This is a genomic window from Faecalibacillus sp. H12 (genome assembly GCF_013361255.1).
Lineage (GTDB): Bacteria > Bacillota_I > Bacilli_A > Erysipelotrichales > Coprobacillaceae > Faecalibacillus > Faecalibacillus intestinalis.
Window position 1 is genome coordinate 1 of record NZ_JABWDK010000052.1, and the last position, 9765, is coordinate 9765.

Here is a 9765-nt window from a genome sequence, read left to right on the forward strand (position 1 = left end):
ATTCTGATACGATTGGTAATCCTGTTGCTTCTTTAGCTGCTACTAGAATATCTAATCCTGCTGATCCCATTCCTTGGAAAGCATATGGTGATGTTCTTGGTTTAAAAGCGCCTCCTCTTAAAAGGTTCGCTCCTGCTGCTTTGGCTGCTTTAGCGATTTCAATCACTTGTTCCTTGCTTTCAACAGAACATGGTCCTGCAATCACTGCTAGATGTCCTCCACCAATTTTAACGCCACCGACATCGATAACTGAGTCTTCTGGATGGAAAGCTCTATTAGCTAATTTATATGGTTCTGATACATGCATGACTTTTTCTACAGCTGGATCAACTTCAATTGATTCTGGATCTACTTTTGTTGTATCTCCAATAATTCCAATAACTGATTGTGTTGCCCCATTTACAACATTTACTCTTAACCCTAATTTTTCTACTGATCCTGATACTTTTTCTACATCTTCTTTAGATGCTGTTGATTTCATTACAATAATCATATTACTTGTCCCCTTTTCTTCATTTCCCTTGATATAAATAAAAAAGCTCTCATCCTCTAAGGACGAGAGCTATCGCTTCGTGATACCACCTTTGTTTATTAGTATATTACTATACTAACCTCATCGAGTACAATCATACTCTTCCACTTTAACGGGTGTAACCGGAGATGCCTACTTAAAACTGTTCAACACTCTACTCCAAGATGAATTCAACAAAAATCTCTACTTTCCTTTTCACCTACCAGGAAATCTCTACGCTAAAGATCAACGTCTACTCTTTCTTTTCACAGTATTTATATCAAATGTGATTACATTATATACAAATTGTTATCATCTGTCAACCATTTGTTTTAAATATAATAAAAACATCTCATTAGAGATGTTATCATCACTTGGAGCGGGTGATGGGAATCGAACCCACGTAGTCAGCTTGGAAGGCTGAAGTTCTACCATTGAACTACACCCGCAAGTATGGTGCCCGAAACCGGACTCGAACCGGTACAGCTGTTACACCGGCAGATTTTGAGTCTGCTGCGTCTACCAATTTCGCCATTCGGGCTTGTGTGCCTTATCATTATAACAAGACCTTTATTATAAAACAAGCAAAAATTAAAAAAAGAGTATTCCCTACTCTAATTTATCTTTAAAATCATTCCATTTTTCTTCTGTGAAATTTTTTACACGATCAATCCCATTTTCTACATCATCTACAGCATCTTGAAAAACACCTTCCCCATTTCCATAATAATGCATCATCAATGTTTTCGTTTTCTTTCCTAATTCTAAAATTTCTTTTTCTTCATTTGATAACTTTTGATCTGTATTTTTTTCTATATACTCTAATCGACTCGCAGCTTCATAAATTTTTTTAGCTTCTTCTTGATTATCTTGAGTAATTCCTTCTTTGATTTTATCATAACCATCTAAAATTGTTTGTGTTAAGGCTTTAACATCTTGTTTAGAAGTATCATTTTCAACATCTTGATCTATCTGATCAAAATCATCTTTTACATCATCCCAAGCAATTTCTACGTTTTCTTTAAAACCACTATCAGTTGTTTGATTTCTACATCCCGTTAAAGTAAAAGTACAAGTTATTAAAAGTATCAAAGTTATAATATATCTTTTCATTTTATTCCTTCTTTCATTTCTAGTATGTCCTTGATATTTTATTTCATACTTTTATTGAAGAAAAAGCATGTTTTCGATAAAATATAAAAAAAAGAGGAGTGCTTATGACAAATAAAGAAAGATTTATAGAATTATATAAAACAAATATAAAAAGACCTGGAAGTGAAAAACTTCTTGAATATTTATTATCTCCACATTCTGATTTCTTTGAAGCACCTGCCAGTGCACGATTTCATGGAAGCTATGATGGTGGATTACTTGAACATAGTTTAAATGTATATGATTGTTTGAAAGATTATCTTCAAAGAGAAAGAGTGAAAGATACATATCAAATGAATTATAGTGAAGAAACAATTGCGATTGTTTCATTATTACATGATTTATGTAAAATTAATTGTTATAAAAAGGGAACACGTAATGTTAAAAAAGATGGGCAATGGATTCAAGTACCAAACTATGAATATGATGATCAATTGCCTTATGGTCATGGTGAAAAAAGTGTTTATATGATTAGTGGTTATATGCGTCTTACAAGAGAAGAAGCTTTTGCGATTAGATATCATATGGGCTTTTCTGGAAATGAAGATGCTAGAAATGTTGGAAAAGCTTTTGAAATGTTTCCTATTGCTTTTGCATTAAGTGTTGCCGATATGGAAGCAACTTATTTTATTGAGGGGAAAAAATAATGAATGAATTATTTATTAAACGAATGAAAGAATTATTAAAAGATGATTTTGATGCTTTTATTAATTCTTTAAATGAAAATGAAGTTAAAGGATTTTATTTAAATCCTTTAAAAAAGGATGTTTTAAATCATTTAAATCATCAATATATAGAAAAACATCCTTATGTAGATGGTGGTTATTATTTTGATTATCTTCATTATCCATTAGGGAAAAGTCCTTATTTTATGTGTGGACTTTATTATATTCAAGAACCAAGTGCTATGAGCGTAGCAGCTTGTTTAGATATTAAAGAAAATGATTATGTTTTAGATATGTGTGGTGCTCCTGGAGGTAAGACGTGTTATGTTGCCAGCCGTCTTTCTAATGAAGGATTAATGATTGCTAATGATATTTCTAAATTACGTGCTTCTATTTTATCAAGTAATATTGAAAGATTTGGTTTAAAAAATACAATTGTGACGAATTGTGATCCTTTAAAAATGAAATTTGAAAGTTTCTTTGATAAAATCATTTTAGATGCTCCTTGTTCTGGAGAAGGTATGTTTAGAAAAGATAAAGAAGCAATTGATACTTGGTCAATGCAAAAGATAAATGAGTGTGCTTATATTCAAAGAAACTTAATTGATCAAGCATATAAGATGCTTAAAAAAGATGGCATTTTAATTTATTCTACATGTACTTATTCTTTAGATGAAAATGAAAAACAAGTTGAATATATGATCAATGAATTAGGTATGAAATTACTTCCAATTAATAAAAAAGAAGGAATGTCTGATGGTTTTATTGAAGGAACCATTAGAATGTATCCTCACATTAATCGTGGTGAAGGACAATTTATAGCCATGTTACAAAAAACAACAGAAACAGCTATTTCAAAAGAAAAAATCTTAAAACCAAATTTAAAGAAAGAACAGCTACAACTTGTTCAAAAGTTTTATCAAGAAAACTTAAATATTCCTGTACCACCTTATCTTTATCAATCAAATAATCATGTCTATGCTATTTTAAATCATTTTCCTGAACTTCCAATCAAAGTTTTAAGAAATGGTCTTTATTTAGGAGAATGTAAAAAAGGAAGATTTGAACCAAGTCTTTCACTTGCTCTTACTTTAAATAAAGAAGATGTTAAAAGATCTTATAATTTTAAATGTGATAGTCAAGAAGTAAAAGATTATCTTTCTGGTTTAACCTTGAAAGGAAATAATCAAAAAGGCTATGGTGTTATTTTTGTAGATGGTTATCCACTTTCTTTCTATAAAGAAAGTAATAATCAAGTTAAAAATTTATATCCTAAAGGACTTAGACGATGAAAAGATATTTAGAAATTGAAAAAATCGTATATCAAGAACTTGAAAAAAACTGTTTTGGAAACAAAAAAAGACAAGGCTATCGTCATCTATTTGGCGTTTCAACCTTATGTATTGCCTATAGTCAGTATGTACAATTAGACTGTGAACTATGCGCTATTATGGGACTTTTACATGATTATTCCGTTTATAAAAACAATACCTCATTTAATCACGCTCAACTTTCAAGTGAACTTGCTAGAAAGATGTTAGAAGAAAGTTTATTGTTTGAAAATGAAGAAATAGATATTATCGTTCAAGCTATTAAAAATCATTCAACTAAAAATAAAGTTCATGATCAATATAGTGAACTACTTAAAATGTGTGATGTTTTAGAAACTTATTATCATGATCCTGATTGTATTTTTGATGAATATCATCAAAAATATATTGAAAAAGCATCATTACTTCTTAACAAATAAAGAACCTTAATGGTTCTTTATTTCAGACTGTTGACAAATAAAAAACAACAGTCTTTTCTTTTGTAAAATAAAAAGACATTAAAAATAGAAATTTCAAGTATCTTTATAATACAATTATTCTACTATAAGAAACAATTGTATCTAATTACAACAATTCCTCAACTATAACATTCGAGGAATTAATTAGTAGGAAATAAATATTATTGATAAGATATCAATATTCTATTTTTTAGTTAGAATTTATAACAAAAAAGGATGTTACGATTTAAATTATTTCGTAACATCCCCTTTATTTTAATTCTTCTAATATAATTTTAGCAATCTTTTTGTTATGAATAATATAACTGCTATGATCTTCTCCTTCGAGAATTCTAAACTCACAGTTTTTAATATGATGTGAAATACGTTCAATATGATCTAATTTAATTAAATCATCACTTCCTGCAAGCAGTAATGTTTTAGCTTCTATTTGATGAAGTTGTTGATTAGAAATATGGGGTTCTTCTAACATCATTCTAATTAAAGGATTTTTTGTTTTTTGATATTGTTCCTTCATTTCTTGATAAATTTCTAATATAACACCATTGGGTTTAACATTGACTCCTGCAAGAATTAAATGATCTACAAGTTTTGGATAAAGACTTCCTATTAATAAACCAATAATTGCTCCATCACTACTTCCCATTAAAGAAACATCTTTTAATTCAAGTTGTTCAATCATTTCTTGAATATCCTTTGCCATATCTAGATAATGATATTCTAGAACTTTATCACTTTGACCATGTCCTCTAGAATCAACAGCATAAACAGTATAATGCTTTTTTAATAATTCTATAGCTTCATCAAAAATACGATGATCTTCTTCATTTCCATGAAGTAAAATTAAAGGTTTCCCTGTTCCTTGTTTTTCATAAAACAAGCGCACACCATTTACATGTATAAACATTAACAATACTCATCCATACACGCTTGAATTCTACTTTGAACAAGAGCAGCAATTTCAGGTGTTTTTAAATCTTTATATTCATCATATTCAATTGGTTTTAAATAATGAATTTGTGCTTTTACGGGTTTAATTGTATTGTTATCAAATACTTGATAACAATCAATCATTGCTACTGGAACAATTGGACAATGAGATTTTAAAGCAATTTTAAAGGTTCCACCTTTAAATTCACCTATTTTATTACCTTGTTGAGAACGTGTTCCTTCTGGATAAATAACATAATTCATACCAGCTTCTATTTCTTTAGAAACGTTTTTAACCATTTTGGCACCATCTCTAATATTACTACGATCTAAAGCATAATAGTCTAATGTTTTAACAACATCTTTAATTAAAATTGTAGATGCTAATTCTTTTTTTAATACAAATTTAGCTGTTTTATCATGTGTTTTAAAAACAGCCACAATATCAAATAATCCTTGATGATTAGGAGTAATGAGATATCCATTTTCTTGAGGAAGATTTTCTAAACCATAACATTCTAAATCTACTCTTGCTTTTTTAACAATTTCATCAGCAACATTATGTATAAATTGATATCCTTCATCAATTGTTGGATATTTTTCTTTATTTTGATATTGTTTTAATTTATAAAACCACCAATAAGGTAATTTAAAAATACATCTTAAGACAACTAAAATAATTCTTTTCATATCATCATCCCTTTTTATAGATTTGTAAGACAAATGTTTCCATTTGTGTTTCTTTTTCTAATTGAAAATTATATTCGTCAAAACTTGGAAAATAGGTTTCGCCTTCATGTTTTCCTGGTATTCTAGAAATAATCAGTTCATCTACATAAGGAAGTGCTTGCTTATAAATAGAAGCCCCTCCACAAATAAATAAATCTTCCTTTTTATTTTTATATTCTTGAATCGTTTCTAATAAATCATGTCTTACTTCTACACGTTCATCATCTAATTCACCACGGGTTACAACAATTGTTTTTCTATGAGGAAGTGGTCTTCCTATTGCCATGTATGTTGTTTTTCCCATTAAAATTGTTTGATGAAGTGTTGTTTTTTTAAAATGTTGTAAATCTTCTTTATTATGCCAAGGCATTCCATTAGAAGAGTCTTTTTTACCAATTAATAAATCATCGTCTGTTGCTACAATAATAGAAATCATTAGACACTCACCTTTCCAACAAGTCTGCCATGAGATTGATAATTTTCAATTTTAATATCATCTATTGTAAAATCAAAAATAGATTTAACTTCTGGATTTAAAATAAGTTGACATTTAGGGTAAGGAGTTCTAGAAATTTGTTCCTTAACAACATCAAAATGATCTTTATAAATATGAGCATCTCCTATAGTATGCACAAATTCTTTTGGTTTGTACCCACATACTTGAGCAAGCATTGCTGTAAATAAAGCATAAGATGCAATATTAAATGGCACTCCTAAAAATGTATCTGCACTTCTTTGATATAATTGACAACTTAAATATTTTTTATCATTGCTTACATAAAATTGTAAGAAAGCATGACATGGTGGAAGTGCCATTTCATCAACTTCTGCTGGATTCCAGGCACAAATAATATGTCTTCTTGAAAATGGATTATTTTTTAATGAATCAACAAGTTTTGCTACTTGATCAACACCTTCATTATTAAAATTACGCCATTGTCTACCATAAACTGGTCCTAATTCACCATATTTAACAACAAATGGATCATCTGCTGGTAATTCTTTGATTTTAGCAACAAATTCTTCTAAAGTTTCTCCATGAAAATCTTCACTTTTCTTAAAAGCTTCATAAGGCCATTCATTCCAAATCTTCACATTTCTATCAACAAGATATTTTATATTAGTATCTCCTTTAATAAACCATAATAATTCTTCAGCAATAGGTCTTAAAAACATTTTCTTTGTTGTAAGTAAAGGAAAACCATCTGTTAAATCATAACGTGTTTGATAACCAAAAACACTACGTGTTCCTGTTCCTGTACGATCATCTCTATCTTGACCGTTTTCTAATATATATTGACACATATCTAAATATTGTTTCATTTCATTCACCTCTTTGTCAATTATATAGAAAATCATTTCAATTGTCATCTACAAAAAAAGAGGATTTCTCCTCTTAATCATATCTATGTCGATATTCTTCCATCATTCCTTTAAAGATTTCACCATTTGTAGGTGGTGTAAAGGTTACAGCATTTGCTCCTGCTTGAATAACTTCTCTAACTGTTTCTTCTGTTGGTCCACCAGTAGCAATAATAGGGAAATTAGGATCAATTTCTCTTAATTTTTTAACAATTTTAACAGTATCTTTTCCTCCAGATACATTTATAATATTTGCTTTCGTATGTAACATTCTTTTTTCTAAATCTTCATTTAAAGAAACAATTGTTAAAACAACAGGAATATCAATATCATCTGCTAGATTTTGAACAAATTCAGTTGTTGTTGGTGCATTTAAAACAACAGCTGTTGCTCCATGTAACTCTGCATCTAAAGCAATCGATTCAACACGTTTACCGGCAGTTGTTCCACCACCAACACCAACAAAAACAGGTCTTTGAGCAACTGAAATAATTGCTTCTGTAATTTGAATTGTTGGTGTAAAAGGATAAACCGCAATAACAGCATCCGCATTACAATTAGCAATCACCGCTACATCTGTTGAAAAAACCAATGATTTAATTCTTTTTCCATTAATTAAAACTCCTGTAGCTTCACGATAAACTTCAGGTACAAGAATTGTATGACTTCTAAGTTGGGTATTGATTTTAGGTATTGCTTTATTCATAAAATCCTCCTTAATGTCTTTGAATATAATGATATGTTGCTCCAATTAAATTCGCATCATTTCCAAATTGACATACTTTAATATTTGGTCGTACATGTGCATGCGTTAATTGAGAAAAAATAATATCTAATTGTTCATTGACTTTATCTAATAAATCACTTCTTGATGAAATAGCTCCACCAATAATAATCATGCTTGGATCATAAGCATATTGTAAATTATAAATACCCATTGCAAGAGTACGATAATATTCATCAACATATTTTTTATAAACTTCATTATTATCCGCTTGATCAAAAACTTCTTTACCATCTAAAGTATGATAATCAACGCCTAGTTCCTTAGCCACTCTTTTAGTTACCGCAACAGTTGATCCATCATCTGACCATGTATAATATTTCTTTTCATCTTGATCATATCTCATAATCATATAACCAAATTCTCCACCATGTAATGCATTTCCATGATGAACATGACGATCTTTAATAACTGCTCCACCAATTCCTGTTCCACTAACAATAAAACAGCAATCATTTTCATGACATGCAACACCTTTCCATACTTCTGCAAGGGCTGCACAGTTAGCATCATTTTCAAATTCAACATCTTTATTTAAACGTTGTTTTAAATCTTCTTTAATATTTGGACCATGAATATAATCGATAGCACTTGAACCATAAATAATACCACCATCACTATCAACAGCTCCTGGCATTGATAAAGCAATTCCTTCTACATCTTGATATTCATGAGCTACATTTTCTATTTCTTGATACATTTTTTCTAATGTATCTGGTGTTTTAAATTTATTTGATGAAGACACTCCTCCTTCTTCATTTACAACAGCATATTTGACAGATGTTCCCCCAACATCAAACGCTAAATATTTTTTCATAAGCTTCTCCTTTCATTTCTTACATTATTATAATATATTTTTTTGAACAAATCATTAACATCCTTATTTTATAAACACCTTATTCCATTTATCATAATTTCTTTCCAATAATTCAAAATCAACCGTTGCTAATTTTATATAATTATAAGAAGATTTTCTTTTTTTCAGTTTATAAACAATTTGTGCTCGTCTCAATATATCCTCTTGATTTTTAAAACTTCTTAAAACCTGAACTTGATTTATTAATAATCTCTTATACTTTAAATCTTTTTCTAAAAAAACATTAAACTCATGATAACATCCTTCAGGAACAAGAATCATATTATTAAATAATAACTTTCCTAGATATGATTCAACCGTTGGATTCCCATTAAATATTCTTTTAATAGTTGGAACTCGTGTAAATTGAACTTTTTTATGACCATCTTGATCATTATAATAATCTCTTTTATCAGGTGAAGATAAGGGAACAAAATACTTATAACCATTTATTAATACTTTTATAGCAATAAATCTTCTTTGATGATTTCCACTATTATGTATTAAAACTTTTGAATCTGCTTTGTATAAATATTCCATATATTGACTATCAATTTCATATAATTTCATAAATATAGCTCCTTTTAGATAATAAAAAACGAAGAGGTTCTCTCTTCGTATAAGTATTTGATTTCTTATAAGAAATCTATGATTTTTTAGCTCCCACTATTTGGCAGGGAATCTCCTGATTTTTTAGCTCCCACTATTTGGCAGGGAATCTCCTGATTTTTGAAGACAATTTCTCCACTGTTATAATAGCAATTTTTGTCTCAAAATACAATTGATTTATTAAGATTATTCATCTATTTTTAATACATGGATTCCATGGTATTGACAATAAGTGAACTACTCCGACTTACACTTCGTTTAGAAGTCGGAGCTTCTTGCTTCAACCACGACTGCCTCTAATGACAATACATTATAGGTCTTATACAGTGTCCACAAGCGTATAAGTTTGGCTCGTCCCAAGCCTACTTTTATAATTTA

At 29.3% G+C, this 9765-nt stretch carries 11 protein-coding genes, 2 tRNA genes, 1 pseudogene and 1 other annotated feature; of the genes and pseudogenes, 3 read left to right on the forward strand and 11 right to left on the reverse strand.

The features are described from left to right. The 4 genes and pseudogenes from HUU89_RS14110 to HUU89_RS14125 all read right to left on the reverse strand — a co-directional run. Positions 1 to 493: pseudogene (locus tag HUU89_RS14110) on the reverse strand (3-deoxy-7-phosphoheptulonate synthase); the annotation flags it as partial. Between the two features lie 55 nt (positions 494 to 548). Then, positions 549 to 790 (reverse strand) — a binding site (T-box leader). A 96-nt stretch (positions 791 to 886) separates the two neighbouring features. Beyond that, positions 887 to 960, reverse strand: a tRNA-Gly gene (locus HUU89_RS14115). Positions 961 to 965: 5 nt separating this feature from the next. After that, a tRNA-Leu gene (locus HUU89_RS14120) sits at positions 966 to 1052 on the reverse strand. Positions 1053 to 1120: 68 nt separating this feature from the next. Next, a complete protein-coding gene (locus HUU89_RS14125; RefSeq protein ID WP_147580918.1) occupies positions 1121 to 1624 on the reverse strand; it encodes a hypothetical protein in 504 nt (167 codons plus the stop codon). Positions 1625 to 1728: 104 nt separating this feature from the next. Here HUU89_RS14125 and HUU89_RS14130 point away from each other — a divergent pair, with 104 nt between their 5' ends. The 3 genes from HUU89_RS14130 to HUU89_RS14140 are packed head-to-tail and all read left to right on the forward strand — an operon-like array spanning position 1729 to position 4078. After that, entirely contained in the window at positions 1729 to 2310 is a 582-nt protein-coding gene (locus HUU89_RS14130) for a hypothetical protein (protein ID WP_022001187.1), read from the forward strand. Then, on the forward strand, positions 2310 to 3620 hold the full coding sequence (locus HUU89_RS14135; RefSeq protein WP_118348102.1) for an RsmF rRNA methyltransferase first C-terminal domain-containing protein: 1311 nt from the start codon (positions 2310 to 2312) through the stop codon (positions 3618 to 3620). The genes HUU89_RS14130 and HUU89_RS14135 overlap by 1 nt, the downstream gene beginning before the upstream one ends. Continuing rightward, positions 3617 to 4078, forward strand: a complete 462-nt coding sequence (locus HUU89_RS14140; RefSeq protein ID WP_117851907.1) for an HD domain-containing protein — start codon at positions 3617 to 3619, stop codon at positions 4076 to 4078. Before HUU89_RS14135 ends, HUU89_RS14140 begins: the two co-directional genes overlap by 4 nt. Positions 4079 to 4367: 289 nt before the next feature. On the opposite strand, the gene HUU89_RS14145 is transcribed toward HUU89_RS14140, so the two are convergent. From HUU89_RS14145 to HUU89_RS14175, 7 genes are all read right to left on the reverse strand, one after another. Beyond that, positions 4368 to 5024 carry an alpha/beta fold hydrolase gene (locus tag HUU89_RS14145; protein WP_147580917.1) on the reverse strand — a complete coding sequence of 219 codons (657 nt, stop codon included), beginning with the start codon at positions 5022 to 5024 and terminating at the stop codon, positions 4368 to 4370. Further along, positions 5024 to 5737, reverse strand: coding sequence for a lysophospholipid acyltransferase family protein (locus tag HUU89_RS14150; RefSeq protein ID WP_032091679.1), 714 nt, complete (start codon positions 5735 to 5737; stop codon positions 5024 to 5026). Before HUU89_RS14150 ends, HUU89_RS14145 begins: the two co-directional genes overlap by 1 nt. Before the next feature lie 4 nt (positions 5738 to 5741). Continuing rightward, complete coding sequence (locus HUU89_RS14155) at positions 5742 to 6212, reverse strand: dihydrofolate reductase (RefSeq protein WP_147580916.1); 471 nt, start codon at positions 6210 to 6212, stop codon at positions 5742 to 5744. Beyond that, positions 6212 to 7099: a thymidylate synthase gene (gene thyA / locus HUU89_RS14160; protein WP_147580915.1), complete on the reverse strand. Its 888-nt coding sequence runs from the start codon at positions 7097 to 7099 to the stop codon at positions 6212 to 6214. Before thyA ends, HUU89_RS14155 begins: the two co-directional genes overlap by 1 nt. A 73-nt stretch (positions 7100 to 7172) precedes the next feature. Beyond that, complete coding sequence (locus tag HUU89_RS14165; protein WP_032091681.1) at positions 7173 to 7844, reverse strand: hydrolase; 672 nt, start codon at positions 7842 to 7844, stop codon at positions 7173 to 7175. 10 nt (positions 7845 to 7854) lie between these two features. Then, on the reverse strand, positions 7855 to 8739 hold the full coding sequence (locus tag HUU89_RS14170) for an ROK family protein (protein ID WP_119362913.1): 885 nt from the start codon (positions 8737 to 8739) through the stop codon (positions 7855 to 7857). Positions 8740 to 8802: 63 nt separating this feature from the next. Further along, positions 8803 to 9348, reverse strand: coding sequence for a type III toxin-antitoxin system ToxN/AbiQ family toxin (locus HUU89_RS14175; RefSeq protein WP_175302097.1), 546 nt, complete (start codon positions 9346 to 9348; stop codon positions 8803 to 8805). Positions 9349 to 9765 lie beyond the last annotated feature (417 nt).